Source organism: Terribacillus sp. 7520-G, assembly GCF_002271665.1.
In the GTDB taxonomy this organism is placed as follows: domain Bacteria; phylum Bacillota; class Bacilli; order Bacillales; family Amphibacillaceae; genus Terribacillus.
In genome coordinates this window covers 141,884-167,632 of record NZ_NQFP01000007.1, presented here as the reverse complement: position 1 = coordinate 167,632, position 25,749 = coordinate 141,884, and the positions used below count along the sequence as shown (strand labels likewise).

General features: G+C 49.6%; 25 protein-coding genes and 1 other annotated feature. All 25 genes read right to left on the bottom strand.

Annotated features, from left to right (window positions below; translation table 11 throughout):
- Positions 1–26: 26 nt before the first annotated feature.
- The 25 genes from pyrE to ftsA all read right to left on the bottom strand — a co-directional run bounded on the left by pyrE (position 27) and on the right by ftsA (position 25,527).
- The gene (pyrE, locus tag CHH53_RS03045) at positions 27–638 is read right to left on the bottom strand and encodes an orotate phosphoribosyltransferase (protein ID WP_095214646.1); all 612 of its coding nucleotides are present in this window, start codon (positions 636–638) and stop codon (positions 27–29) included.
- Positions 622–1,338, bottom strand: coding sequence for an orotidine-5'-phosphate decarboxylase (gene pyrF / locus CHH53_RS03040; RefSeq protein ID WP_095214645.1), 717 nt, complete (start codon positions 1,336–1,338; stop codon positions 622–624). The genes pyrE and pyrF overlap by 17 nt, the downstream gene beginning before the upstream one ends.
- Positions 1,310–2,245, bottom strand: a complete 936-nt coding sequence (locus CHH53_RS03035; protein WP_095214644.1) for a dihydroorotate dehydrogenase — start codon at positions 2,243–2,245, stop codon at positions 1,310–1,312. The genes pyrF and CHH53_RS03035 overlap by 29 nt, the downstream gene beginning before the upstream one ends.
- A complete protein-coding gene (locus CHH53_RS03030) occupies positions 2,242–3,012 on the bottom strand; it encodes a dihydroorotate dehydrogenase electron transfer subunit (RefSeq protein ID WP_095214643.1) in 771 nt (256 codons plus the stop codon). Before CHH53_RS03030 ends, CHH53_RS03035 begins: the two co-directional genes overlap by 4 nt.
- Positions 3,009–6,206: a carbamoyl-phosphate synthase large subunit gene (carB, locus tag CHH53_RS03025; protein ID WP_095214642.1), complete on the bottom strand. Its 3,198-nt coding sequence runs from the start codon at positions 6,204–6,206 to the stop codon at positions 3,009–3,011. The genes CHH53_RS03030 and carB overlap by 4 nt, the downstream gene beginning before the upstream one ends.
- Positions 6,199–7,299: a carbamoyl phosphate synthase small subunit gene (locus tag CHH53_RS03020; RefSeq protein ID WP_095214641.1), complete on the bottom strand. Its 1,101-nt coding sequence runs from the start codon at positions 7,297–7,299 to the stop codon at positions 6,199–6,201. Before CHH53_RS03020 ends, carB begins: the two co-directional genes overlap by 8 nt.
- Complete coding sequence (locus CHH53_RS03015) at positions 7,296–8,576, bottom strand: dihydroorotase (RefSeq protein WP_095214640.1); 1,281 nt, start codon at positions 8,574–8,576, stop codon at positions 7,296–7,298. Before CHH53_RS03015 ends, CHH53_RS03020 begins: the two co-directional genes overlap by 4 nt.
- Positions 8,536–9,459, bottom strand: a complete 924-nt coding sequence (locus CHH53_RS03010; protein WP_095214639.1) for an aspartate carbamoyltransferase catalytic subunit — start codon at positions 9,457–9,459, stop codon at positions 8,536–8,538. The genes CHH53_RS03015 and CHH53_RS03010 overlap by 41 nt, the downstream gene beginning before the upstream one ends.
- Before the next feature lie 13 nt (positions 9,460–9,472).
- On the bottom strand, positions 9,473–10,840 hold the full coding sequence (locus tag CHH53_RS03005; protein ID WP_095214638.1) for a solute carrier family 23 protein: 1,368 nt from the start codon (positions 10,838–10,840) through the stop codon (positions 9,473–9,475).
- Between the two features lie 134 nt (positions 10,841–10,974).
- Entirely contained in the window at positions 10,975–11,520 is a 546-nt protein-coding gene (gene pyrR, locus CHH53_RS03000) for a bifunctional pyr operon transcriptional regulator/uracil phosphoribosyltransferase PyrR (protein ID WP_095214637.1), read from the bottom strand.
- Positions 11,521–11,694: 174 nt separating this feature from the next.
- A complete protein-coding gene (locus CHH53_RS02995; protein WP_095214636.1) occupies positions 11,695–12,606 on the bottom strand; it encodes an RluA family pseudouridine synthase in 912 nt (303 codons plus the stop codon).
- Complete coding sequence (lspA, locus tag CHH53_RS02990; protein WP_095214635.1) at positions 12,603–13,070, bottom strand: signal peptidase II; 468 nt, start codon at positions 13,068–13,070, stop codon at positions 12,603–12,605. The genes CHH53_RS02995 and lspA overlap by 4 nt, the downstream gene beginning before the upstream one ends.
- 112 nt (positions 13,071–13,182) lie before the next feature.
- On the bottom strand, positions 13,183–15,936 hold the full coding sequence (ileS, locus tag CHH53_RS02985) for an isoleucine--tRNA ligase (RefSeq protein WP_095214634.1): 2,754 nt from the start codon (positions 15,934–15,936) through the stop codon (positions 13,183–13,185).
- A 58-nt stretch (positions 15,937–15,994) separates the two neighbouring features.
- Positions 15,995–16,210, bottom strand: a binding site (T-box leader).
- A 69-nt stretch (positions 16,211–16,279) separates the two neighbouring features.
- A complete protein-coding gene (locus CHH53_RS02980; protein WP_095214633.1) occupies positions 16,280–16,780 on the bottom strand; it encodes a DivIVA domain-containing protein in 501 nt (166 codons plus the stop codon).
- Between the two features lie 73 nt (positions 16,781–16,853).
- Positions 16,854–17,627: a YlmH family RNA-binding protein gene (locus CHH53_RS02975; protein WP_095214632.1), complete on the bottom strand. Its 774-nt coding sequence runs from the start codon at positions 17,625–17,627 to the stop codon at positions 16,854–16,856.
- A 19-nt stretch (positions 17,628–17,646) separates the two neighbouring features.
- Entirely contained in the window at positions 17,647–17,907 is a 261-nt protein-coding gene (locus CHH53_RS02970) for a YggT family protein (RefSeq protein WP_095214631.1), read from the bottom strand.
- A 6-nt stretch (positions 17,908–17,913) separates the two neighbouring features.
- Positions 17,914–18,360: a cell division protein SepF gene (locus CHH53_RS02965; RefSeq protein WP_095214630.1), complete on the bottom strand. Its 447-nt coding sequence runs from the start codon at positions 18,358–18,360 to the stop codon at positions 17,914–17,916.
- A 14-nt stretch (positions 18,361–18,374) separates the two neighbouring features.
- A complete protein-coding gene (locus CHH53_RS02960) occupies positions 18,375–19,055 on the bottom strand; it encodes a YggS family pyridoxal phosphate-dependent enzyme (RefSeq protein ID WP_095214629.1) in 681 nt (226 codons plus the stop codon).
- The gene (pgeF, locus tag CHH53_RS02955; protein WP_233134800.1) at positions 19,052–19,864 is read right to left on the bottom strand and encodes a peptidoglycan editing factor PgeF; all 813 of its coding nucleotides are present in this window, start codon (positions 19,862–19,864) and stop codon (positions 19,052–19,054) included. The genes CHH53_RS02960 and pgeF overlap by 4 nt, the downstream gene beginning before the upstream one ends.
- A 61-nt stretch (positions 19,865–19,925) precedes the next feature.
- Positions 19,926–20,189 carry a YlmC/YmxH family sporulation protein gene (locus CHH53_RS02950; protein ID WP_095214628.1) on the bottom strand — a complete coding sequence of 88 codons (264 nt, stop codon included), beginning with the start codon at positions 20,187–20,189 and terminating at the stop codon, positions 19,926–19,928.
- Between the two features lie 97 nt (positions 20,190–20,286).
- Positions 20,287–21,069 (bottom strand): RNA polymerase sporulation sigma factor SigG, encoded by a 783-nt coding sequence (gene sigG / locus CHH53_RS02945; RefSeq protein ID WP_095214627.1) that lies wholly within the window; start codon positions 21,067–21,069, stop codon positions 20,287–20,289.
- Positions 21,070–21,194: 125 nt separating this feature from the next.
- Complete coding sequence (gene sigE, locus CHH53_RS02940; protein WP_095214626.1) at positions 21,195–21,914, bottom strand: RNA polymerase sporulation sigma factor SigE; 720 nt, start codon at positions 21,912–21,914, stop codon at positions 21,195–21,197.
- 17 nt (positions 21,915–21,931) lie between these two features.
- Positions 21,932–22,852: a sigma-E processing peptidase SpoIIGA gene (spoIIGA, locus tag CHH53_RS02935; RefSeq protein WP_095214625.1), complete on the bottom strand. Its 921-nt coding sequence runs from the start codon at positions 22,850–22,852 to the stop codon at positions 21,932–21,934.
- A gap of 175 nt (positions 22,853–23,027) precedes the next feature.
- Entirely contained in the window at positions 23,028–24,191 is a 1,164-nt protein-coding gene (gene ftsZ, locus CHH53_RS02930) for a cell division protein FtsZ (RefSeq protein ID WP_095214624.1), read from the bottom strand.
- 55 nt (positions 24,192–24,246) lie between these two features.
- Positions 24,247–25,527, bottom strand: a complete 1,281-nt coding sequence (ftsA, locus tag CHH53_RS02925; protein WP_095214623.1) for a cell division protein FtsA — start codon at positions 25,525–25,527, stop codon at positions 24,247–24,249.
- Positions 25,528–25,749: the final 222 nt, after the last annotated feature.

Sequence of the window (25,749 nt, the reverse complement as noted above, 5' to 3'; positions counted from 1 at the left end):
AAAAAAAGGATGCATATCTGCACCCTTTATAATGTATTACGCCAGTCCAGCAGTTCCTCTTTCTCCCGAGAAGTTATCGTCCCTTTTTCGACCAGTATATCCGCAAGCGCATCAAAATCAGTCAGCGTCTCAAATGGCACGCCAGCCGCTGAAAAATTATCATCCGCTTTCTTCAAATTATAACTGAAGATTGCCAGTACCTTCGTGACAATAGCTCCGGCTTCCTTTAGTGCATCGACAGTGTTGATGACTGAGCCACCAGTTGAAATCAAATCCTCGATGACGACGACATGTTTGCCTGCAACGTCAGCTCCTTCAATTTGATTGCCTTTTCCATGGCCTTTTTTGCTGGATCTAACGTAGACCATCGGCAGATTTGCTTTATCGGCAAGCCATGCCGCATGCGGAATCCCGCCTGTCGCACATCCGGCGATCATTTCGGTTTCCGGCAATTCGGCAAGCTTCTTCTGGAATTGTTTTGCTATGGCTGTGCGCACTTCCGGATGCCCCAATGTCAGCCGGTTATCACAGTAAATCGGCGAGTGGATGCCAGATGCCCAGACAAAGGATTTAGTGGGATCAATCTGGATCGCATCGATAGCCAGCAATGCTTCGGCAATATTAGTTGTAGTTGTCATAGTTTTTCCACTCCTCGATCACTCGTTCGTATGCTTGTTTCGGATCGGCAGCTGCCGTTACGCTTCTGCCGATCACCAAATAGTCCGCTTGCATTTTCCTGGCGTCCGCAGGTGTTGCAATGCGATGCTGATCGTTTTTGGCAGAGCCGGCAAGCCGTATCCCTGGTGTGACAGTGAGAAAGTCCGCTCCGCAAGCCGCTTTGATGCTGGCTGCCTCATGCGGGGAGCAAACCACGCCATCAGCACCTGCTTTTTGGGATAGCTCTGCCAGATGGAGCGCATATGCAGCCAGTTCCATCGGCTGCTTTAAATCGCTCTGTACCGTATGTTCATCCATGGACGTCAGCATCGTGACAGCTATTAATTTAGGTATCTTGCTGCTGGCTCCTTGCGACAGGCCTTCCTTTGCCGCTTCGATCATTTTAAGTCCGCCCAAGGCATGGACGTTGACGATATCCGCGCCCAGTACTGCTAGATTGCACATGGCGCTTTTTACTGTATTCGGGATATCATGCAGCTTCAGATCAAGGAAAATCGGATGATCATTCTCTTTCAGCTGGTGAATGATGGATACCCCTTCTCGATAGAAAAGCTCCATGCCTACTTTCACCGGTACCCCGGCAAGCTCATGCCGGGCAAGGAATTGCAGCGCTTCTTCCCCGGTCGGGAAATCAAGCGCGAGATAGATTGGTGCCTGCATGTTCATGCCCCTTTCCGATGGCGTCTTCGACACTGGCAAAGCCATATTTTTGCAATACATCCGGCAAGTTCTGGATGATTTCAGGGCAGATGAATGGATGCTGGAAATTGGCTGTACCGACTGCCACTGCCGATGCTCCGGCGAGAAGGAATTCCAGTACATCCTCGGCCGTCGTGACACCGCCCATGCCGATGATCGGCAGATTGGTCATCTGGCGTATTTGGTATACCATACGGATGGCAACCGGTTTTACCGCCGGACCGGACAAGCCTCCGATTTTGTTGGCAAGCAGCGGCTTCCTTCCAGCCAGGTTGATTTGCATGCCTGTCAATGTATTGATCAGTGACAAGCCATCGGCTCCGCCTTCTTCGACGGCACGTGCAATGACTGTTATGTCGGTGACATTCGGTGAAAGTTTGACGTAAAGTGGTACGTCACTCACTTCCTTCACCGCTGCCGTGACCGTTTTGGCTAGTTCGGGATCTGTCCCGAACTGGACGCCTCCTTCTTTCACATTCGGACAGGAGATGTTCAGCTCCAGCGCTTTGATCACTGGATGCTTGCTGATTTTCTGTGCCACTTCTGCATACTCTTCTACGGTGCTGCCGGCTACATTGGCAATGATCGGCGTGTCATATCCGGATAAGAACGGCAGCTCTTTTTCCAGGATCTGATCCACTCCGGGATTCTGCAAACCGATTGCATTCAGCATGCCGGCATTTGTCTCGGCGACACGCGGCGTCGGATTACCGTACCGGGCCGTACCGGTTGCCGCTTTGATAGTGATTGCTCCCAGTAGATTCAAATCATACAGCTCGGCATATTCCTTGCCGAAGCCGAAACAGCCTGAGGCTGGCAGGATGGGATTCTTCATTTCCAGACCTGGAAGATCGACAGCTAGATTCATGAGAGCACAACCTCCTTGGCCCGAAAGACAGGTCCGTCTTTGCATATCTTTTTATAGCCGCTCGGACTATCCGGTGCCGGGACGACACATGCAAAGCAGGCGCCGATGCCGCAGCCCATCCGCTGTTCGATGGAAATGAATCCTTCCCGTTCCTGAAGTTGCATCGAAACAGCTTTCAGCATGCCGGTGGGGCCGCAGGTAAAGTACTGATCGAAATCGATGGACCCCCTTGCCAGGATATCCGTGACAAAGCCTTTCTCTCCCGCACTGCCATCGTCTGTCGCCAGATGGTAGCTTCCGAGATTCCGGAAAGCTTCTTCATAGAATACTTGCTCTTTATTTTGGAACCCTGCCACCATCGTGACCTCCACACCTTTTTCCTTCAGGCATTGCGCCAGGTAGTACAGCGGAGGGACACCGATACCGCCTCCTACCAAGAGTGCCTTTTCCAGCTGCAGGCCATCGATCGGATAGCCTTGCCCGCAAGGACCCAGCGCATCAAGATATTCGCCGGGCTCTGCTTTGGCAAGTGTATTGGTTCCAGTACCGAGCAGCTTGAAAATGATCGTGATCGTGGAGTCCTGCTTGTTCACACCCGCAATACTGATCGGACGCCGAAGCATATGATTGTTCCCATCTCCGACAAGCAAATGAAGGAATTGACCGGGCAGGATATCCTCCTGCGCCATCTTCCCATGGAAGGTCATTTCCACAGTATCCTTCGCAATCGTTTTTTTGCTGATAATCTGGAGCTGTTCGTTGATCAAGAGAGGATACCTCCTGCAACAACAGGTTTTGCAGTGAATGTCATCGATTCGATGATCGTTGCAATCGCTTTGGCTGTATCCAGGCTCGTCAGGCAGGCAATGCCATGCTCGACCGCTTCACGGCGGATAAGGAAACCATCTGATCTAGGCTGTTTGCCTGAAGTGAGTGTGTTTACGACAAATTGCACCTCGCCATGTTCGATGATGCTGATGACATTCTGCTCGGAAGCGCCTACCTTACCTACTGTCGTGACTGGAAGACCTGCTTCTTCGACTGCTGCGCTCGTTCCTTCGGTAGCGTACAGCTGGAATCCGAGCGCATAAAACAGTTTGGCGATTTCCATCGCTTCTTCCTTATCTTTATCCGCTACCGTAAGCAGGATGGCGCCTTCCTGCGGTACGGACAGTCCGGATGCAAGCAGTCCTTTGTACAGTGCTTTTTCCAGCGTACGGTCATGTCCGATGGCTTCACCCGTTGATTTCATTTCCGGTCCGAGCAGGGTATCGACACTGCGCAGCTTCTCGAAGCTGAATACAGGTACTTTCACATACACATCCTCTGGTTCTGGCATGAGTCCGGAACCATATCCCATATCAGCTAGCTTTTGACCCAGGATTGCTCGTGTTGCAATATTGGCCATCGTTACGTGCGTGATTTTCGATAGGAAAGGAATCGTGCGGCTGGCGCGCGGATTCACTTCCAGGACATAGGCTTTGTTTCGGTGGATGACGAACTGGATATTGATCAAGCCTTTTACTTTCAGTGCCTTGGCGATTTGCATTGTTGCATCGATGCATTGCTGGCGGCATTCTTCCGATATCGTCTGTGTCGGATAGACGGCGATCGAGTCACCAGAATGGACGCCTGCACGTTCGATATGCTCCATGATGCCAGGTATGATCGTTGTTTCTCCGTCACTGATGGCATCCACCTCCACTTCGATCCCAGTCAAGTATTGGTCGATCAGCACCGGATGGTCATGCCGGACATGCACACGTTTTTCCATGTAATGCTGCAATTCGTCTGCATTATAGACGATCTCCATATTGCTTCCGCCGATGACATATGATGGTCGGACAAGTACTGGATACCCGATTCTTTCCGCTGCAGCTGCGGCATCCTCCAATTTGGTGATGGATGCTCCTTCTGGTTTTGCAATCTTCAATTCCTCGAGCAGCTTTTCAAATTTATCCCGATCCTCTGCGGCATCGATTGCCTCTAATGACGTTCCGAGGATGTTCACCCCGCGGCGCTGCAATCCTTCGGCAAGATTGATTGCTGTCTGTCCGCCGAATTGCACGATCACACCAAGCGGATTTTCCAGATTCACGACGTGCATGACATCCTCCAGTGTAAGCGGCTCGAAATAAAGCTTATCGGATACGCTGAAATCCGTTGAAACCGTTTCTGGGTTGCTGTTGATGATGATTGCTTCATATCCCGCTTCCCGGATGGCCAGGACGCTGTGGACTGTTGCATAGTCGAATTCAATACCTTGCCCGATACGGATTGGGCCCGATCCCAGCACGATGACTTTCTCTTTATCAGAAGCGACCGATTCATTTTCTTCCTCGTAAGTGCTGTAGAAATAAGGTGTCTGTGATTCGAACTCGGCAGCGCAGGTGTCGACCATCTTGTACACAGGCTGAAGACCATTTTCAATCCGGAATTCATATACTTTGTCCTCTGCCGTATTCCACCAATGCGCGATTTCCCGGTCGGAGAAGCCTTTCTGCTTTGCTTCTTTCAATAAATCAATCTCCCATGGCCGTTCCGCCAGGGCCGTTTCCAGACTGATCAGCGCTTCGATTTTCCAAAGGAAGAACCGATCGATTCTCGTCAGTTCATGCAGCTGCTCCACGGCATACCCGCGGCGGAAGGCTTCTGCAAGAACGAACAAGCGCTCATCATCCGCTTTGACAAGCCGGTGCTCCATCTCTTCATCGCTCATGCCATCCAAGCTGATGGACGCAAGACCATTCGCTTTGTTATCCAGGGAGCGTACTCCTTTCAGCAAAGCTTCTTCCACATTCCGACCGATCGCCATGACTTCCCCGGTTGCTTTCATCTGGGTACCTAATTTACGGTTGCCGCTGACGAATTTATCGAATGGGAAGCGCGGCAGCTTTGCGACCACATAATCCAATGCCGGTTCAAAGTATGCATACGTCGTACCGGTCACCGGGTTTTTGATTTCATCCAACGTCAATCCGACAGCAATTTTGGCAGCCATCTTGGCAATCGGGTAACCTGTCGCCTTGGAAGCAAGCGCACTGGAACGGCTGACACGAGGATTCACCTCGATGATGTAATAGTTGAAGCTGTGCGGATCCAAAGCAAGCTGTACATTACACCCTCCTTCGATTTGCAGCGCTTTGATGATTTTTATGGATGCATTGCGCAGCAGCTGGTATTCCCGGTCACTCAGTGTCTGGGAAGGCGCGACAACGATGCTGTCACCGGTATGGATACCGACAGGATCGATATTCTCCATATTGCAAACGACGATTGCCTGGTCGTTTTTATCACGCATCACTTCATATTCGATTTCCTTGAAGCCGGCAATATTACGCTCGATCAGGCATTGTGTCACTGGTGAGAGCGCCAGCCCGTTCTTCGTGATTTGTTTCAATTCTTCCAGGTCATAGCACATGCCGCCGCCTGTGCCGCCTAGTGTATAGGCAGGGCGGACAATGAGCGGAAACCCGATTTCTTCGGAAAATGCAACAGCTTCCTCCACCGTCGTAACGATTTGGCTTTCCGGTACTGGTTCGCCGAGCTGATGCATCAAGTCGCGGAATTGCTCCCGGTCCTCCGCCTGCTGGATTGCCTCAAGGGAGGTACCCAGGAGTTCGACACCATATTCCTTCAGGATGCCTGAGTTATCCAGTGCAACTGCCAAGTTCAATCCAGTTTGACCGCCAAGGGTCGGCAGCAAGGCATCAGGCTGTTCCTTACGGATGATCTTGCTCAGGAATTCCACCGTGAGCGGCTCCATGTAAACCGTATCCGCAACAGTATGGTCGGTCATGATCGTGGCTGGATTGGAGTTGGCCAGGATGACCGTATAGCCTTCTTCACGCAATGCTTGGCATGCTTGTGTGCCGGAATAATCAAATTCTGCTGCCTGCCCGATTACAATCGGACCGGAACCGATGACGAGGATTTTTTGGATATCTGTACGTTTAGGCATAAGTGGCTTCCCCCTTGGCTGTCTGCTTGCTTTGTGCTGTCATTTTCAGAAAATCATCGAATAGATGGCGGGTATCCTCCGGACCTGGTGCAGCTTCCGGATGGTATTGGACACACATCACCGGGTGAAGCCGATGCTTCAGCCCTTCTACAGTGCCATCATTCAAGGCCTCTTGCGTCAGGATGAGATCCGTCGCAGCCAGTGATTCCTTGGTTACTGTAAACCCGTGATTTTGTGAGGTGAGGTAGGTTTTCCCTGTTTCCAGGTCTTTGACAGGGTGATTGGAGCCCCGATGTCCGAATTTCAGTTTTTCTGTATTGGCACCGGATGCCAATGCGATCAACTGGTGGCCAAGGCAGATACCGAAAATGGGCACTTGCCCGATCAGCTCACGAATTGCCTGGATGGCCGGCTCCACATCTTTCGGATCTCCAGGCCCATTCGTCAGCATGATGCCATCAGGGTTTAAATGAAGGATTTGTTCGGCAGTGTAATGCCAAGGTACGACAGTGATATGGCAGTCGCGGGCAGCCAGTTCCCGAAGGATGCCATGCTTCATGCCAAAGTCCATGACCACGATACGTTTGCCGCGGCCGGGCACTACATATGGTTTAGCTGTACTCATACGTTGTACTTGATCGTTTGGAAGTGTGATCGATTCCCAAGAAGCGTGATTTTCTAGTGAATCTACTGCTTCTGTCAATCTAGCTTTCATCGCACCTTGCTTGCGGATGATTTTTGTCAGTTTACGAGTATCGATACCTGCAATACCAGGAATCTGATGGAACTGCAGGAAACCGTCAATTGTATGCTGTTTACGGAAATTGGAGGGTGCGATACTGGCTTCTTTTACGACTAGCGCTTGAATGGATGGCTGAATGCTTTCGAAATCATCGCTGTTGATGCCATAGTTACCGATCAATGGATATGTCAGCGTCACTATCTGACCGCAGTAGGAAGGATCGGAAAGAATCTCTTGATAGCCTGTCATGCCTGTGTTGAAGACGATTTCCCCAGTCGTTGCGACATCGCTGCCGAACGCCGTTCCAGAAAATACAGTACCGTCCTCCAGGATTAATTGTCGTTTCTTCATTTTACCGCTTCCTTTCTGTAGACGATTTCCCCGTTGTAAATGGTCATCACCGGCTCCCCTTTATAACGCCAGCCGATGAATGGTGTATTCGTTCCTTTGGATTGGAATTGAGCCGGATCCACTTCTCCCTCAGCCTCTAGATCTAGTACTGTCAAATCTGCCGAAGCTCCCTCTTGGAAACGGCCGAATGGCAGTCCGAATGCTTCGGAAGGCTTGATGGTCAGCCAATCTATCAGCTGATGGAGCGTAAAGATGCCAGTCTCGACAAAATGTGTATGGAGCAAGCTGAAAGCCGTTTCCGATCCAACAATGCCAAATGATGCGTCCAGCATGCTAACGTTCTTCTCTTCTGCTGTGTGCGGGGCGTGATCGGTCGCAATCATATCGATCGTTCCATCAAGCAGTCCTTCGATCAAAGCCTGACGATCAGCCTCCGACCGGAGCGGCGGATTCATTTTGAAGTTCCCATCATCCGTTTTGATATCTTCATCAGTCAGCAGCAAGTGATGCGGCGTCACCTCGGCAGTCACGCGGATGCCGGCACGTTTAGCATCCCGGATCACCCGGACCGATTCCTTTGTGCTCACATGACAGATATGATAGTGACAGCCAGCTGCTTCCGCCAGGAGGACATCGCGGGCGATATGTACGGACTCGGACACGCTGTTGATACCTGGCAGGCCAAGTCGCGCGCTTGCTGTACCTTCATGCATGACCCCGCCTGGTACCAGGCTGTCGTCTTCACAATGGGCTACGACCGGTATTCCCAATTCAGCTGCCCGTTTCATCGTTTCGAGCATCATCCCGGCTGACTGGATACCTAGACCATCATCTGTGAAAGCAAATGCTTCCCGCATGTTTTCCATGTCGACGATTTCACGTCCCAGCTGCTGCTTCGTGATTGCCGCATACTGCAGCACGCGGATCACGCCGCTTTCTTCATTTCTTTCCATGATGCTGGCAAGCATCTCTGGACAATCTGGTGCAGGTCGGAGATTAGGCATCGCAGCGACAGTCGTGAAGCCGCCTCTGGCTGCCGCCTTTGTGCCTGTTGCAATCGTTTCTTTCTTTTCTGCCCCTGGTTCACGCAAATGCACGTGCACATCCACAAAACCTGCTGTCACAAGCTGACCTTCCAAATCTTCCACATGATCTTGTTCTGTTATCTCTATTTGACTGGCGATTTCTTTGATGATGCCATCCTCGATTTTCACCATTACATCTTCCAGTTTCCGATCAGCTGTTAACTGCTTCGCGTTTGTCAAGATTGTAGCCATGCTTGATTCCCCATCCTTCCAATAATGTTAAGATCACTGCCATCCTGGCTGCTACGCCATTTTCCATCTGACGGAAAATCCTCGAGCGTGGTGCTTCAACCAAGCCATCGTCGATTTCGATGCCGCGGTTGACTGGTGCAGGGTGCATGATGATGGCATGACGCTGCATCCTTTTTTCTCTTTCGACAGTCAATCCGTACTTCTCCAGATACCCCGTTTCTTTCCGCTTTGTTTCATGACGTTCAAACTGGATCCGGAGCAGCATCATGACATCACATTGTTCCACTGCTTCATCCATGTCCAGGACCGGTATCCCGATGGTATCGTCCATCCATTCAGGTTTGCCCGCCGCATAGACTTGCGCCCCCAATTTGCGCAAGGCCATGGCATTGCTTCTGGCAACACGGCTGTGACGGATGTCCCCGGCAATCACGACTTTCAATCCCTCAAAGCGTCCATATTCCTGGTAAATCGTCATCAGATCGAGCAAGCATTGTGTCGGGTGCTCCCCTTTTCCGTCACCGGCATTGATCACCGGGATATCCAGCCTATCCGCAAGCATTGCGGCTGTGTGCTCTTCTGGATGACGGATGACAAGGACCGAAGCGCCGATCGATTGAAGGGTCTTCGCAGTGTCATAGACGGTCTCGCCTTTGGTCATGCTGGATGCCTCTGCGGCGAAGTCCAGCACTTCAAGCCCGAGTTTCCGTTCTGCTACGGTAAAGCTCATCTTCGTCCGTGTGCTCGGCTCGAAGAAAAGATTGGCTGCAAACAGCTGCTCCCTGTATCCAGATACCCCCTGTGCCTGTATGTCTGTAGCGAGCTGTACGAGCTGCAGCAGTTCCCCTGCGGTAAGATGCTTCATCGATACAAAATGCTTCATGTCCTTCTCCTCCTTAGTTGGATGCTTGTTTCTGATCTTCGACTGTGAACAGACTGCCATTTCCCAGGCCGGATTCCTTGCCCGGCAAAACAAGGTTCAAAATGACGCCGACTAGCGCTGCCAGGGCCATGCTGTTGATCTCGAGGTCAAGCTCGGCGATTTGGAAACGCAGGAACGCTCCTCCGATTCCGATGACCAAGATGATCGAACTGATGATCAAATTACGTTTATCACCTAAATCGAGCTGGCTGTCGATCATCGTCCGGAGTCCGCTGGCAGCGATGATCCCGAACAGCATGATGCTCACACCGCCCATGACTGCAGATGGTACCGAACTGATCAGCGCAGTGATAAGACCAGTGAATCCAAACAAGATGGCAAGTATCGCCGTACCTCCGATGACGAAGACACTGAATACTCTCGTTATTGCCAGGACACCGATGTTTTCCCCGTAAGTTGTGTTCGGCGGTCCGCCAAGCAAGGAAGCGATCATAGTCGCCACCCCATCACCTGCAAGTGAAGCGTGCAGTCCTGGCTTGACGAGCATATTCCGATCGACGATCTTGGACAAAGCCAGCTGGTGGCCGATGTGCTCGGATACCGTCACGACAGCGATTGGCACCATGGTGAAGAAGAGCTGCCAGCTGAATACATCTGCGACATTATAATCGACGAACGGAATGGTGAAATCCGGCACCGTGAAAATCCCGCTGAAGAAAGCGCCGATGGAATCAGCGGCTGCAATTTGGTTCCAAGCATCCTGTACGCCGCTCGTATCGACGATTCCCTGCGTGAGGGCGTAGATATATCCCCCGATGATCCCGATCAGGACCGGAATAAGTCCGAGGAAGCCCTTCAGGAAAATGGAAGCTGCCACTGTGATTGCCAGTGTGACGAGTGCCACGATGAAATATTTCGTGCTGTATTCTCCTGTATCAGGAGCATTCATTGCCATGTCCACTGCAGTCGGTGCCAAGGCCAGACCGATGACGATGATGACTGGTCCGACGACAATCGGCGGGAGGAGTTTCATGATTCCTTTCATTCCGCCCAATCGAATTGCGATTGCCACGATTCCGTATGCAAGACCTGCCAGAAAGCTGCCGATCATGGCCCCACCGACACCGGCGGTTTCAATCGACTGCGTAATCGGGTAAATGAAAGCAAAACTCGAGCCTAAATAAGCTGGCACCGTCCCCCTTGTGATCAAAATGAATGCGAGTGTACCGACGCCGCTTGAAACCAGTGCCACCGCCGGATCAAGTCCGGTCAGCGCCGGTACAAGGATGGTTGCACCAAACATGGCAAATAAATGCTGTAAGCTGAAGATGACCCATTGGTTCCATTTTGGTACGTCGCGTATGTTAAGTGCTGGTTTCATTTTTACTCTCCTCTTTCCCTATAAAAAAAGCCCCTTTGCGATTTAGGTCGCAAAGGGGCACACGTCTGCCACTTCCCGTGACGACGTTGTTGCTTGCGACCTTGTAAGCCTCTCTGGACTTCCGTTAAAGGTCCTTATTCATTTTCATAGATATCCACGCTCTCGTGATCATCCGTCTCCTGTAATTCGACGACGATGACTTCCGATTGCGATGTCGGAATGTTTTTCCCGATATAATCGGCCCGGATAGGCAGTTCCCGATGGCCTCGGTCGATCAGTACAGCTAATTGGATCTGCGCCGGACGTCCCGCGTCCATGATCGCATCCATCGCCGCTCTCACTGTTCGTCCCGTATATAACACGTCATCGATCAAGATGACAGTCTTATTCGTCAAATCCGTTGCGAGCTTCACTGGCTGCACCATCGGCTCTTGATCCTTGGATGCATGTGCCAAATCATCCCGGTATAGTGTGATATCCACCTCTTCAAGCGGTACCGTCACTTGGTCGATTCCTTCGATTTTCTGCTGCAGACGCTGCGCGATGGGAACCCCTCTGGTCTGGATCCCGACAAGCACCAGATCCTCCGGACCTTTATTACGTTCCAGGATTTCATGTGCAATCCGAGTCAGTGCACGCCCGATAGCAGCCTGATCCAGCAGGGCAGCCTTCTTGTTCATTTTTTCCCCACCTTTCCTTGACACGATGAAAAAGCCCCTTACCGCCATGAGACGATAAGGGGCAAGGATACACACACGTATCCCGTTTCATATCCGTTTCCTTATCAGCCTCTCTGGACTGTCTTAAAGGTTCTTATTCAGCTTCATTCAGTATCGCATGCCAGTGTATATCTGTCAAGCGTGGAATTTCAGCTTGTCCAATTCCTCTTGGAACACTTCCGGAACAGGGGCCTCGAAATGCAGCCATTCCCCTGTTATCGGATGATGGAAACCAAGAACCGCAGCATGCAGCGCTTGTCCATCGATATCCAATGTCCTGCGCGGTCCATATTTTGGATCTCCGGCAAGCGGATAGCCGATATATTGCATATGCACACGGATTTGATGCGTCCTGCCTGTCTCCAGCTTACATTCAATGTATGTAAACTCCTCAAAACGCTCCAGCACTTCAAAATGCGTCACGGCAGGCTTTCCATTTTCGACTACCGCCATCTTCTGACGATCATTCGGATCACGTCCAATCGGAGCCTCCACTGTACCGAATTCATGGTCGATGACACCATGGACGATTGCCCGGTATTTCCGTTCGATGTCATGATCCTTCAGCATATCCGCCAATTTTTGATGTGCTTTATCATGCTTGGCTACAACAAGCAGACCGCTGGTATCTTTATCGATACGATGCACGATGCCTGGACGCATCATTCCATTGATACCAGATAGATCCTTCAGATGGTAAAGCAGGGCGTGAACCATCGTACCGGACTGATGGCCATTCGATGGATGTACGACCATGCCGCGCGGCTTGTTCACAACTGCGATATCTGCATCTTCGTAAATGATTTCAAGAGGAATGTCCTCTGCTTCGATTGTCATCTCTTCAGGTTCAGGGATCGACCAAGCGATTACATCTCCCTCTTGGACAGTATATTTATTTTTCACCTTGGCGCCGTTCACCGTGACCAGATCATCCTTGATCCAGCTCTGGGCCTGACTCCTGGAGACATCCTCCTGGATATCGGACAACAGCTTATCGATGCGCAAGCCTGCTTCCTCGGCTGCGACTGTATGTTCCAACTGACTCATGCTTCTTTTCGTCCTTTCTTCTTTCGCTCATCCAGCAGCATCGCAAGGACGATGAGGATGACACCTACAACCAGACAGGAATCCGCCACGTTGAAGATTGGATAATGATAGTCACCGAATCGTGTATCGACGAAATCGACGACTTCTTTACGGAACAGCCTATCGATGAAGTTACCGACCGCTCCGCCCAGAACAAGCGACAGACCTGTACCCATCAATTTGCTTTCTTTGCTATATTTCACAATATAATAGCTGACTATGACAATGACTATCGCTGTCACAAGATAAAAGAACCAGAAATGCCCTTCTAAAATGCCCCATGCCGCCCCTCGATTGCGGTGTGACGATAAATACAGGAAGTTATCGATGATCGGGATCGACTCTCCCTCTGTCATATTCTTTACTACTGCCAATTTTGCAAGCTGATCGATTATGATCAGGATAATCGCGATGACAAAATACATGGACCCATTTCCTCCGTTCCATACAATCTATCTTGCATTTTACCATAGATACGGTGAAAAAGATTGCAGAGATAAAAAGAAAGCTCCGCCCAAAAGCGAAGCTTTCCATCCATTACGCGTGATAATGTGCTTCCACGATCTTTGCACAGCGTGAGCATAGATCCGGATGCTTCTCATCCTGTCCGACAGTCTCAGAAGCAACCCAGCAGCGTTCGCATCTGTCTGCAGGATGTTTCTCCACTCGGACGGCCACATGCTCATAATCTGCGGCTTCTGGATCTGCGTCCACCACATTGGCTTCGGATACGATAAGCAGCTGATGCAGATTGTCGATACCTTGAAGCAGCTGTTTTGTTTCATCATCTTTCGCAACGATTGTCAGTTTGGATTCAAGCGATTTACCGATCACTTTTTCACTGCGTGCGATTTCCAATGCTTTCAAGACGTCATCCCGGACTTTCATGAAATGATCCCATTTTGCAAGCAAGGCATCATGATCGGCAATTGCTGCTGCTTCAGGGAAGTCTGTCAGCTGGACGCTTTCTGCTTTTTCACCTGGGATATAGCTCCATGCTTCCTCTGTTGTATGAGCAAGGATCGGTGCAAGCATTTGTACAAGCGCTTTGACTATTTCATAATAAGCAGTTTGGATGCTGCGGCGGGCTGGGTTATCAGCAGCTTCGATATAAAGGATATCTTTACCGAAATCCAGATAGAATGCACTTAACTCCACGGAACAGAAGCTCAAGACAGCAGAGTACACGTCGGCAAATTCAAATTTATCGTAGCTTTCGCGTACATGCTTGATCAAGTCGGATAGCTTCGCAAGCATGTAACGATCGACTTCGGTCATGTCAGCATGCGCCACACTATCCTTGGCAGGATCGAAATCATGCAAGTTGGCAAGCAGGAAGCGGAATGTGTTCCGGATCTTACGGTAGCCCTCTGATGTCTGCTTGATGATTTCATCGGAAATCCGGACATCGGATTGATAATCGACCGACGCCACCCATAGGCGAAGGATATCAGCACCATACTGCTTCATGATTTTCGACGGCACGACGATGTTGCCGAGTGATTTACTCATCTTCTTGCCTTTTCCGTCCAAAGCGAACCCATGGCTGAGGACAGCTTTATACGGAGCTTTGCCAGTTACGGCCACAGCAGTTGTCAAAGAAGAGTTGAACCAGCCGCGGTATTGGTCGGAACCTTCCAAATAAAGATCAGCCGGACGCTGCAATTCAGGGCGGTTTTCCAATACACCTTGGTGCGAGGATCCGGAATCGAACCATACGTCCATGATGTCTGTTTCTTTCGTGAAGATGCCGTTCGGGCTGTGCTCGGAAGTGAATCCTTCCGGAAGCAAATCTTTCGCTTCCCTTTCGAACCAGACATTGGAGCCATGTTCAAGGAATAGGTCGGACACATGCTGGATCGTTTCTTCCGTGATGATCGGTTCACCGTCTTCACCGTAGAATACCGGAATCGGGACACCCCACGCACGCTGACGTGAAATACACCAGTCTTCGCGGTCACGGAACATGTTATAAAGACGTGTTTCGCCCCATTTCGGGAACCATTCCACCTCTTTGATCTGCTCGATGATCTGATCACGGAATGCTTTGATGGAAGCAAACCATTGTGCTGTCGCACGATAGATGACCGGTTTCTTCGTCCGCCAGTCATGCGGATAAGAATGCGTGAAGAAGTCGAGTTTCAATAATGCGCCTTTTTCTTCAAGCAGTTCCGTGATGTTCTTGTTTGCCTTATCATAGAATACCCCTTCGAAACCAGGAGCTTCTTTGGTAAATACGCCTTTGTCATCCAATGGGCTGATGATGGGCAGTTTATATGGCTGACTGGCGAAGAAATCCTCTTCCCCATGTCCTGGTGCTGTGTGCACACAGCCAGTACCGCTGTCTGTCGTAACATGTTCACCAAGGATGATCAATGAATCACGGTCATAGAAAGGATGCTGTGTCGTCACGTATTCCGCTTCTTTTCCTTTGAACGTTTTCAATACTTGCGGATCATTCCATTCAAGCGTTTCCGCTACACTATTGAGCAGATCTTCCGCAACGACATATTTCTCCGCACCGACTTGCGCTACCACGTATGTCACTTCCGGATGAAGGGAGATCGCAACGTTTGCAGGCAATGTCCAAGGAGTCGTCGTCCAGATGATGAACTTCTCATCACCCTCGAAAAGATTTTTACCGTCTTTGACTTGGAAGGCAACATAAATCGATGCAGAACGTTTATCCTGATACTCGATTTCAGCTTCAGCCAAAGCCGATTCAGAGGATGGGGACCAGTAAACCGGCTTCATGCCTTTATAGATGTAACCTTTTTTAGCCATCTCCCCGAATACCTTGATTTGTGCTGCTTCATAGTCTTTCGTCAATGTGATGTATGGATTGTCCCAATCACCGCGGACACCAAGCTGCTTGAACTGGCTGCGCTGGTTATCGATTTGCTGCAAGGCATATTCCGCACAGAGACGGCGGAATTCCGCAACCGTCATTTTTTTGCGGTCGACTTTTTTCTTGGTCAGCGCCTGCTCGATCGGCAGGCCATGTGTATCCCAGCCTGGAACATATGGTGCATGGAAGCCAGACATGGATTTATAGCGGACGATGAAGTCTTTCAATACTTTATTCAACGCATGCCCCATGTGCAAGTCGCCATTGGCATATGGAGGTCCGTCATGCAATACGAAGAGCGGACGCCCTTCTGTTCTGTCCTGCACTTTTTGGTAGATATTTTTTTCTTCCCAATCCTGCTGCATTTTCGGTTCTTTGTTCGGCAGATTGCCGCGCATCGGGAATGCCGTTTCCGGCATCAGCAGTGTGTCTTTGTAATCCAATGTTCTTCCTCCTTGTCATGACCGAGCTTGGGGTAAAAAAAGAGCCCCTCAGCATCCCAAAAGGGACGAGAGAGACTCGCGGTACCACCCTTATAGACGGATTTCATCCGTCCACTCGAAATTCGTAACGTGAATGAGACGTCCATTTCTACTGCTTGCGGTTCGAATGGAAACTAACGGGTGATGTTCGGAAGAAATACCCTGCCAGGCTCTCACCTTCCCCGGCTCGCTTTGAAGCGTATGGACTTCCTACTGTCCCGATCACAGTCTTTTTATCTTGGTCATGTTGTTTGCTAATAATAGTAAAATTATATGTAAGTTTGTGAAAAACGTCAAGCGGGCTTTATTCCGCCGGCTCTTCCTCAGGCTCATACGCAACCTCTGTGGCGAATAAACCATCCCAATCATCCGTTTCAATCATCTCAAGCTGTGCTTCCACAAGCATCTTCAAGCGTGTCCGGAATACTTTCGCCTGCTTTTTGAGTTCCTCGACTTCCAAGGCAATCTGACGTGATTTCGTGAGGGACTCGTTGATGATCCGGTCTGCATTCTTCTCCGCTTCCTTGATGATCAGCTTGGACTCTTTCATTGCATTGCCCTTCACTTCTTCTGCCGTTTCCTGCGCTACAAGGATCGACTTATTCAAAGTCGTTTCAATGTTATTGAAATGACCAAGGCGTTCCTCCAGCTGCTGGACCCGTTCTTCCAAGTCCTTTTTCTCCCGGATGATGATCTCGTAATCCTTGATCACCCTGTCGAGGAAGTCGTTTACATCATCTTCATCATAACCGCGGAATCCGCGGGCGAACTCTTTATTGTGGATATCCAAAGGTGTTAATGGCACGACGGCCACCTCCTGTTAAAAGATCTAATAATTGCTGTTATTCGACAAAGATAGCATAAAACAGCCATTTCGGCTACTTTAATTTTTCCAATGTGATACGCAGCTTGTCCTTCTTGGTCGTACCCTTCACTTGTGCAAGCTTGCCCCGCCCTTTGCCGCGCAGGGAAATGAGATCCCCTTCAGCCAGCTGATAGCTGACATCTTCGACAATCCTGAAGTTGACTTTGACGAGGCCTTTTTGAATCCGCTCCGCCGCCTGCTGCCTTGACAAACGGAAAAGCTCCTTCATCACAGCATCCAGCCTGAGGGAGGATACAGTGGCTTCCACACGCAGCCACTCCAGCTTTTCCGGCCTGAAATTCGCCGGATCGACTGTCTCCCATGATACCTTCGCTCGTTTGACTTCCACTAAATTCGCACGTATGTAGACGGCGATGTCCGAAGTGGTGAAAAGCTGGATGACACCATCACTCACACTGATATCGCCCAGCTTCTTGCGATCGATGCCCAGGGAAAGAAATGAACCCATCACATCACGATGTTCAAGCGTGACAAATTTGGCGGGATAGGCGGCTTCGAGCAGCTCGATGCTGAAATCCTCCGGTGTTATCGTGTCATAGATCGGGGCGATGATGCCCCGCTTTCTTTCTGCGTCCTCGGATCCGCCCGAAAAAGCCCACTGCAGTTCTGGCTGGCCGCTTAGCAGCTGCCGGAAAATAAGCTGTTCCCGTGGATCCAGGAAATCGGTCACCCGAGGCTGGTACTGACGTTCCACTTGTTCCATCCAGGAAAGGATCTGGTCGATGAAAGGACGCTCCTCTTCCCGGTAATGCTGATAGATACTCACGTAGTCATATACTCCTTAATCAATAGAAAATCATCGCGTAAATGGTATATAACCCACTCCGTGCCAAATTGAGGACGATGATCGCAACGATCGGCGACAGATCGATCATCCCCAGCGGCGGAATGAACCTGCGGAATACATCCAAATACGGCTCACAAATTCGTCCCAGGATCTCCCCGAACGCTGACTGCCTGGCTCCAGGGAACCACGACATCAGGATATAGACGATCAATGCCAGGGAATAAACCTGGAATGCTGCACTAATTATGTTCCAAAGCATCTGCTTTTACCACCTCTTATTATAGTCATCCTGTTCCTCTACCATATCGGATATACTGCCGGTAAGCTCGATATTGTCCGGAGCGCATAGGAACGTCTGACTGCCCAGCTTTTGAATATCACCATTGAGAGCGTAAACCGTTCCGCTGAGAAAATCAACGATTCGCTTCGCCTGATGGTGGTCGACACGCTGCAAATTGAGCACGACTGCCCTTCTGTTCACCACATGATCAGCAATTTCCTGCGCTTCATTATAAGTCCTTGGCTCACAGAGGACGACTTTGGAGGAGGATTGTACACTTTTCAGGCTCACAACATTCTGAGCCTGGCTCTGATTCCGCCCGCCTTGTCGGTAAGGCTCGATTTCTTCTTGTTCTTCAGCCTGTTCCTCGACGTATTCATACTCCTCGTCATCCACAGTAAAGAAATTCTTCATCTTATTCTTGAAACTCATATTATTCACCTCGCTTATTGATATGGACCTACAAGGGCAGAGCCGACCCGGACATGTGTCGCTCCTTCTTCTATTGCAATTTTGAAATCATTACTCATTCCCATGGATAACATGGTGCACGGTGCATGGGCCATATTTTCAGCTGCCGCTTCATCACGCAGCTTCCTCAATCCGCTGAAAACACCGCGGAGCGCATCTTCATCCTGTGTATTGGGTGCCATTGTCATCAACCCGACAACCTCGATCGCAGGATATGCCGCAAGCTTCCGGATGAAAGCAAGTGTTTCATCTGGTGACACGCCGGATTTGGTTTCTTCTCCGCTTACGTTGACCTGCACAAAGCACTTGATTTTCCTGGCAGCCCGTTTCTGTATTTCCTTTGCCAATGAAAGCCTGTCGAGTGCATGCAGATAATCCACTTGATTGATGACATCTTTCACTTTCCTGGATTGCAGATTGCCGATGAAATGCCAATTGGCTTTTTCCCCGATTGCGGCCTGCTTCTCCAGGAAGCCCTCGATCCGGTTCTCACCCAAATCGACAATCCCAGCATCGACAGCTTCTTTTGTTCGTTCAATTGTAACATATTTCGTGACTGCAAGGAGTGTAATATCCTCGGATTTCCGGCCGGATTGGGCCGCTGCCGAGCTGATCTCCTCCCTGATCCGTTCCAGATTCTGTTTTACTGTATTCATACTTGCTCCTCTTTCATTCCGATAAAACCGAGCATTCTGCCGGTTTTCCCCTGATCCTCCCGGTGTGAATAAAATTCCGGGGAATCATATGTACAATAGGCTGCTGTCAGTATGTTACCGCTCATGATTCCTGCCCGCAGCAGATAAAGTCGGTTGAGCGCCTGCAAATCAAGCTGGAATCGGCCATGAGCATGGGAATCAAGCACCTCATCCCGGAATTGTACCGGAATCTGCTGAACGATACGACCGTCCACTTCATACCTGTTTTTGGAAATGCACGGTCCAATCATTACCTGCAGATTATCCTTGTCTGCTCCACGGGCACAAAGCGCCTCGACCATTTTCCCTGCCATATCGGCGACGGTTCCGCGCCAGCCAGCATGCGCCATCCCGATCCATCCATTGGCTGCATCACAGAAGTAAAGCGGCACGCAGTCGGCAAAGAATGCAGAAAGCAGTATTCCTTTTTCCTTGGTGATCAGGCCATCGACTGCCGGCAGGCTGTCTGCCAAATCCCTGCTGCCGCGGCCAGCTTCCTGTTTTGTGACGACTGCTATTTCCGTTCCATGGACCTGTTCCCCCAGGACCCATTTATCCAATGGAAAATGAATGGCGTCTGCAAGCAGCTCACGATTCCGGATGACATCCTTTGGATCATCCCCGACATGCAGCCCCATATTCAGACTATCAAAAGGTGCTTTGCTCACACCATGGTATTTTGTCGTAATCCCGCTGACGATGCTGTCAGGAGCTGACCATCCGCCAAGCTCCATATACAGCCCCTTCAGACTGGAAGCTGTTTCCTTCATATGGTACCCACTCCTCTGATTGCTTTTATAGTACCATATTTCCGTCTGTTTCTGTACAAGATTACTTGCCAGCTTCTTCGATGATCGATACTTGCTCTGGACTCTTGATCAAAATGATATCCGTCCCGATTGTGATGATCTGATTCCACGGGACAACCAATTCTTCTTCCTTGCCGAACAGCCCCATCATTTTACCGCGGAGTGTCACGACGATCGCTGAAATATGCCCGTTTTGTGCATTGATTTCCAAGTCGGATACATTCCCTACCCTTTTCCCGTTTTCCATCAAAATTATATCCTTCATCTGCAATTCGGTAAGCGTCATGATTACTTTGCTCCTTTGCTGCTTTTTTCTAGTCTATGCGGCCAAGCTGGTCATTTAGCATCCAAACATAAAAAAAGACACCGGACAGAGGTGTCTTTCATTCGAACATTTGTTTATTCATCTCTTCGATTGCGGCTTTTTCCAGGCGTGATACTTGTGCTTGGGATATTCCGATTTCATCTGCCACTTCCATTTGCGTCTTTCCTTGGAAGAAGCGCTTGTTAAGTATCATTTTCTCCCGCTCGTTCAAGCGATGCATACCTTCTTTTATCGATAGGTTATCCAGCCAGGCCGCATCATTCTCCGATTCGCTGCGCAGCTGGTCCAAAACGAAGATAGGGTCGCCTCCATCATTGTAAATCGGCTCGAATAAAGAGACCGGATCCTGGATGGCATCCATGGCAAAGGTGATGTCTGAGGGCTGTACGCCCAGCTCTGCTGCAATTTCTGCCGTTGTCGGATCCTTCGATGTCTGAGCAATCAGCTTCTCCCTCACTTGCAAAGCTTTGTATGCTGTATCGCGTAAGGAACGCGATACGCGGATCGGATTATTGTCCCTGAGGTAGCGGCGGATTTCCCCGATGATCATCGGCACTGCGTATGTAGAGAAACGCACATTATGCTTCAAATCGAAATTATCTATGGATTTCATTAGTCCGATACAGCCTACTTGAAAAAGATCGTCGACATATTCCCCTCGGTTATTGAAACGCTGGATGACACTGAGAACGAGACGGAGATTCCCATTGACGAGTTCTTCCCGGGCTGACATGTCGTCCTCCTGCTGCATGCGGATGAATAGCTTTTTCATTTCTTCATTTTTGAGCACTGGCAGTTTCGAAGTATCTACTCCACATATTTCAACTTTCTGTCTCGACATATTCCTTGACCTCCCGATTGAAGATGCGATGCAAGCACAGTATCTCCCCTCGGGAATTTTTTTATGCAAAGACAAAAAGTGCCTGACATTGTCCAGGCAGGGACAAATACAGGCACCAGTAAGGGTTAAAGCATTTTATTAAATTCTTTTTGCAGTCTGCGGATGATTTTCTTTTCCAGCCTGGAAATATACGATTGGGAAATGCCGAGCATATCGGCCACATCCTTTTGGGTCTTCTCTTCCTGGCCGACTAGCCCGAAACGCAGCTCCATGATTTGCTTTTCCCTGTCATTCAGCTGTTCCAGTGCTTTTTTCAATAAGTTTTTATCCACATTTTTTTCGATATCCTTGGTGATGATATCATCATCTGTCCCCAGAACATCCGACAATAATAATTCATTGCCATCCCAATCGATATTGAGCGGTTCATCGAAGGAGATTTCCGATTTCAATTTGCTGTTCCTGCGCAGGTACATGAGAATTTCATTCTCGATACAGCGGGACGCGTATGTCGCAAGTTTGATTTTTTTCTCTGGGTTGAAGGTATTCACCGCTTTGATCAAACCGATTGTTCCGATACTGATCAAATCCTCGATGTTGATCCCGGTATTTTCGAACTTCCTTGCTATATACACTACCAAACGCAGATTCCGTTCGATAAGCATCGCCCTGGCAGATTTATCTCCTGTCGGCAAAAGCTGAAGCAATTTGAATTCTTCTTCCTTCGACAGTGGGGGAGGCAATGCCTCGCTGCCGCCGATGTAATAGATTTCCTTCCGCTTGATCCCCAGCTTTACAAGAATCTTATACCACCATAATTTCAGCTTCCATGCTCTTTTCCCCATGTTTATCTCCCTTCTTCTTAGCCCGCTTGCGTGCTGGCATCATGTACAAGTGACGGATGGAGCAGACAGTGATACCGATGATCGGTTGTCAGATTGCCGAATTGAATGCCGATCCAGACCCGATCTGTTTCGATTATCGTTTGATCCAACTCAATCAGAATGCTGTCCGGCTTTAAGACAAGCATAAGTGCTCCTTCCCCATTGACACCCTGATACGGAACGACAGAAAATTCATATGCCCAGTTCTTCGGCAGCAAATCCAAGTCCAGCTGCTTGTTCGCCTCCTCCAGCAGCCGCCATTCTTCTTCATCGAACCAATTTTGCAAAAAGAGGCGATCGCAGATTATGACTGGCCGCTTCGTCAGCGGATCCGATAAGTGATTCCCGCTATCGATGAAGCCCTCTGTCTTATGTGGAATGCCATTGATGCTCACTTGGACGGCATGCAGCTGATCATAACGGAATTGTTCAAAACGCTGCTTGTCCATCCTGCTCTTGGTAAAATACAATGCGATCGGAAACATGATGGCTACGAACAGCCAGCTGACGTGATCACCATATCCTGTGCTTACCGTCAAAAAGGAGGCAGGGGTAAATGCAGCTTGGGTCTGCAGCATATAATGGATGGCGAACAGGCTGCCTCCCGCTGCAAAGGTGATGAAATAAAAAAGCAGCAGCAGTTTTAAGAAACGGGTGACAGAACGGAATCCAAAAGCAGCCCAAATGATCACCATGGAAAAAAGCAGCTTTCCTGCCGGGTGGACCAGATAGCTTTCTGGAAAATAGACAGTTACTGGAACGATGAGCGAGGCAATGAAGGCGCCAGTGAATATACGGAGCTTGTGTACTTGAAGCCTTGCAATAGCCTGTGTGGATAATAGCAGCAGCCAGTCCAAAAACAGATTGAGTGTCCAGACCGCATCCAGATAGATTGTCACGTCAGCTCTTCCTTTCTCCTTTGATAGATGAAGCTAGTATAACGGAGAGCCGATTCAAATACTGTCAGTTTATGCATGATATGCCGCACTATTTTTATGTATTTTCCGTCTAATTTGTCTAACATTTTTCTGCATAAAAAAAAGGATAGCATCATAGGATGCTATCCTTTTAGAATCATCTTCTGCGGTTGCGGTTGCGAAGGAATGTCGGGATATCCAATGTATCCTCTTCCTGCTTGCGCGGCTGCGGAGACGGTGCTTCGCGGCGCGGCTCTTCCCGTTCTCTCCTTCTTTCCGTCGGAGCGGGCTGCTGCTGCGTGCTTTGTGTCTCTTTTTGCACCGGGCGGGCTTTCGGACGGGGTGCGTTCATCGCTTGCTGGATCTGCGCCTCATCGAAACCTGTCGCAATGACCGTCACGACGATCTCGTCTTTCAGATCTTCATTGATGACGGAACCGAAGATCACGTTCACTTCCTGATCGGCTGCGCTTGTTACGATATCGGCAGCTTCCTGTACTTCATACAGGCTCAAGTTCGCTCCGCCGGAGATATTCATCAGGACACCATGCGCCCCATCGATCGACGTTTCAAGCAATGGAGAGCTGATGGCTTTCTTTGCAGCTTCCGTCGCCCGATTCTCACCCGTGGCGATACCAATGCCCATGAGCGCCGATCCTTTGTCAGCCATGATTGTCTTCACGTCAGCGAAGTCGACGTTGATCAGACCAGGAACCGCAATCAATTCGGAAATACCTTGTACACCTTGACGGAGGACATTGTCCGCTTCGCGGAATGCTTCAAGCATCGGTGTATTTTTATCGACGATTTCAAGCAAACGGTCATTCGGGATGACGATCAGTGTATCAACACTGCCTTTCAGGGCATCTGTACCTGCCAGAGCCTGCGTCTGACGCTTCCGTCCCTCGAATGAGAATGGACGGGTCACGATTCCGACTGTCAATGCACCGAGCTCCTTGGCCACTTGTGCGATGACCGGGGCAGCACCGGTACCAGTACCGCCTCCCATACCAGCTGTAACAAATACCATGTCAGCGCCTTGCAATGCTTCCTGGATTTGCTCTTTGCTTTCCTCAGCAGCTTTACGGCCCACTTCCGGATTGGCTCCTGCACCAAGACCGCGTGTCAATTTTGCGCCAATTTGCATCTTGACATCTGCTTTTGATAGATTCAATGCTTGCGAATCAGTGTTCACCGCAATGAATTCGACGCCTTGGACGCCATGTTCGATCATCCGGTTGACGGCGTTGCTTCCGCCGCCGCCGACGCCGATGACTTTTATCGTAGCTAATGTTTCCATATTTGTGTCAAACTCTAACATCTTAACGTCCTCCTATTTACAAACCGTCTCCCTTTCCCGAGTTGACGTGTCTGTCTTAATCGAAAAAGTACTTGAACAGGTTGGCGATACCTGATTCTTTCTTTTTTTCGCCTTTTTTCTTTTCTGATTTAGCAGGTTTAGCCGGTCTTCTTTCCGGTTCCTCGAAGTCTCCTTCTGTCACGGCAGAGAAGATTTCCTTACCTTGTATTCTCGCATTCCGATAGGCAAATTGCAAGATTCCAACGGCACTTGTGAACTGCGGTTCCCTCACTCCCAGATAATCCGGGATCGCAAGCCTCACATTCGCTTGAAAACAATCCTGCGCAAGCTCCAGCATGCCAGGCATCATGGATGTTCCTCCAGTGAGGACATATCCGCCCGGCAATTCGGGGAAGCCCATCCGCTTGATTTCACTGTCTGCATATGCATAGATTTCCTCTACACGGGCTTCTGCAATATCAGCGACATCAAGCTGGGAAAAAGTCTGTTTCTTATTGCTGCCAATGATGGAAGCTTCGAATGTCTCTTCCTCCCTGGCGTCATCATAGAAGGCATGTCCATATCCAATTTTGATTTCTTCCGCTTCTTCTGATGAAGTCTTCAAACCGATCGAGATATCCTTGCTGATATTTTCACCGCCAAGCGGAACGACACTTGTCGCCATCAGCTGGCCATTGCCGAACACAGACACGGTCGTATTCCCCCCGCCGATGTCGATCAAGCCCACTCCAAGGTTCTTTTCATCCTCCGAAAGGGCTACAGCCCCTGCAGCCAAAGGCTGCAGACATATATCCATCACTTCTAAGTTGGCTCTCTCGACGCATTTCAATAGATTATGTAAGACTGTGCGGGAACAAGTAATGATGGTCCCTTCCATTTCCAGCCGCACACCGATCATACCGCGCGGGTCATTGATGCCGTCCAAGCCATCCACGATGAACTGCTTCGGAATGACATCGACGATTTCCCTCTCCGGCGGAATGGATACGACCTGAGCCGCATCAATTACACGCGCGACATCCTCATCGTCTATTTCCCTTGTTTCACTGGAAACAGCAACCACACCGTGACAGGATTGCAGCTGGATTTGATTCCCATTCACCCCGACGACTACACGCTCGATTTGCATGCCTACCATCCGCTCGGCCTGCTCCACTGCATTCCGGATTGATTGGACGGTCTGATCGATATCAACGATGGCGCCTTTTTTCAAACCTTTTGATTTTGCCGTACCGACACCGATTATATTAAGGGAATCAGGAAAGACTTCCCCGATAATCACTTTAATTTTTGATGTTCCTACATCTAAGCTGACTAAAATTTCACTGTTGTTCACGTAAGGCACCTCCTAATCCTAGAGACATGTCGCCCAGCATTGATTTTTTTCACGTTTTCATTGAAATGTAACTATTTGTATGCAGACACTAGACACGCATCATTATAACAAATATCACGGTGAAAATTGCCGAAAAAGCGACATTCTAACAGAAATTAGCCAAATATACACTTATTTGATTCGACTATACCGCATATAGCTTGTTTATTCTACATAAATTGA

Coding starts and splice junctions, on each gene's coding strand:
- CHH53_RS03020 (WP_095214641.1), bottom strand. CDS start 7,299: ATGAAGAAACGACAATTAATCCTGGAGGACGGTACTGTATTTTCTGGA.
- lspA (WP_095214635.1), bottom strand. CDS start 13,070: ATGTATTTTGTCATCGCGATTATCCTGATCATAATCGATCAGCTTGCA.
- pyrF (WP_095214645.1), bottom strand. CDS start 1,338: ATGCAGGCACCAATCTATCTCGCGCTTGATTTCCCGACCGGGGAAGAA.
- CHH53_RS03010 (WP_095214639.1), bottom strand. CDS start 9,459: ATGAAGCATTTTGTATCGATGAAGCATCTTACCGCAGGGGAACTGCTG.
- pyrE (WP_095214646.1), bottom strand. CDS start 638: ATGACAACTACAACTAATATTGCCGAAGCATTGCTGGCTATCGATGCG.
- sigG (WP_095214627.1), bottom strand. CDS start 21,069: ATGTCGAGACAGAAAGTTGAAATATGTGGAGTAGATACTTCGAAACTG.
- CHH53_RS02970 (WP_095214631.1), bottom strand. CDS start 17,907: ATGCTTTGGAACATAATTAGTGCAGCATTCCAGGTTTATTCCCTGGCA.
- CHH53_RS02965 (WP_095214630.1), bottom strand. CDS start 18,360: ATGAGTTTCAAGAATAAGATGAAGAATTTCTTTACTGTGGATGACGAG.
- carB (WP_095214642.1), bottom strand. CDS start 6,206: ATGCCTAAACGTACAGATATCCAAAAAATCCTCGTCATCGGTTCCGGT.
- CHH53_RS03015 (WP_095214640.1), bottom strand. CDS start 8,576: ATGGCTACAATCTTGACAAACGCGAAGCAGTTAACAGCTGATCGGAAA.
- pgeF (WP_233134800.1), bottom strand. CDS start 19,864: ATGAAGGAAACAGCTTCCAGTCTGAAGGGGCTGTATATGGAGCTTGGC.
- CHH53_RS02960 (WP_095214629.1), bottom strand. CDS start 19,055: ATGAATACAGTAAAACAGAATCTGGAACGGATCAGGGAGGAGATCAGC.
- ftsZ (WP_095214624.1), bottom strand. CDS start 24,191: ATGTTAGAGTTTGACACAAATATGGAAACATTAGCTACGATAAAAGTC.
- CHH53_RS02995 (WP_095214636.1), bottom strand. CDS start 12,606: ATGAGTCAGTTGGAACATACAGTCGCAGCCGAGGAAGCAGGCTTGCGC.
- pyrR (WP_095214637.1), bottom strand. CDS start 11,520: ATGAACAAGAAGGCTGCCCTGCTGGATCAGGCTGCTATCGGGCGTGCA.
- CHH53_RS02950 (WP_095214628.1), bottom strand. CDS start 20,189: ATGACGCTTACCGAATTGCAGATGAAGGATATAATTTTGATGGAAAAC.
- CHH53_RS03035 (WP_095214644.1), bottom strand. CDS start 2,245: ATGAATCTAGCTGTCGATCTTCCAGGTCTGGAAATGAAGAATCCCATC.
- sigE (WP_095214626.1), bottom strand. CDS start 21,914: ATGGGGAAAAGAGCATGGAAGCTGAAATTATGGTGGTATAAGATTCTT.
- CHH53_RS03005 (WP_095214638.1), bottom strand. CDS start 10,840: ATGAAACCAGCACTTAACATACGCGACGTACCAAAATGGAACCAATGG.